Genomic DNA, 1,013 nt, shown 5'->3' on the forward strand with positions numbered 1-1,013 from the left:
GTCATTTTTGACGTTTGAGAATTAGATGGGGTTTGTATTAAATCCCAAGTCGGTCGTCACCCTGACTCTCAGTACAATTAAGAAGCCTCGCTAGAAATAGCGAGGCTTTTTTATTTCAGCGCAAGCTGGAAATGAGAGGGGGTTGCCCCAATCTGGAAAACTAACTGGTCAGGTCTATCCATCTTCTCGAAGACATTTTGGTGACTCTTTTGGAGCTATCCAAAAAACGATTCCATGCATCACAGACTTTGGAGATGATGCTGTCGTAATCAGTAAAAGATTGGTGGCTAAATAGCGTTGTCTCAACCCACTCCAGACTTGTTCGATAGAGTTTAGCTCTGGAGAATAGGGCGGAAGTTTGATGACACTGACAGTTTTAAAGTCATTGGCTTTATCTTTTATGTATTGGCTCAACAGCTCTCTTTGCTCAGAAGTTAAGAATGGTGGTCTTCCTATTCTTGGCTTTTCTTACCGTCCTTCCAGCCCTTCTTCAAGAAAGGTTTAAACCTACTTATTGACACTGGTTCGGCTTACCTTGAGAAACTTGGCGATTTGTGTGCGTGAGTGTCCATCTTTGAAATGAGCAAGGGCCAGTGGTCTCATTTTCATCTGAATGGATTTTTGCTGACTTGCGAGTTTTTTAAAGTCGATATTATTGAGGCTGTCCATAGCGAATCAGTTCTGTTGTTGGACAGCCTCAATTGGATCATGTTTTTACTTAGATTGGTATTACTTGTCTGTTGAGTGGTGCTCATTGGCGTGGGTGGAGAAAAGCCAAAAAAACGATAAGGGTCAAACTGTAGCGAGTGGTTTAAGAGAGAGGGACTGGGTTTGTAGTTAATGTAATACGTGTTGATGGTTATGGATAAACGGCAGGCAATAAAAAGCCGACAGTAAACTGTCGGCTTGATAATGTTGTTACTGGTTAGTCGTGCTGAACCAGCATCAGAGCTTTACGAGAGACTTCGTGAGCAGCTTTGGTTAGATTTTGCTTCTCTAGTGTATCTGCTAGG

Annotated in this window: 1 protein-coding gene; it reads right to left on the reverse strand. The window is 42.3% G+C overall.

What is annotated here, in order from left to right; all coding sequences use genetic code 11:
* Positions 1 to 174: 174 nt before the first annotated feature.
* Positions 175 to 414 (reverse strand): transposase, encoded by a 240-nt coding sequence (locus R8O70_RS26525; protein ID WP_162400399.1) that lies wholly within the window; start codon positions 412 to 414, stop codon positions 175 to 177.
* Between the last annotated feature and the right edge of the window lie 599 nt (positions 415 to 1,013).

This window comes from Vibrio sp. 779(2023), from assembly GCF_033344285.1.
Classification (GTDB): domain Bacteria; phylum Pseudomonadota; class Gammaproteobacteria; order Enterobacterales; family Vibrionaceae; genus Vibrio; species Vibrio alginolyticus.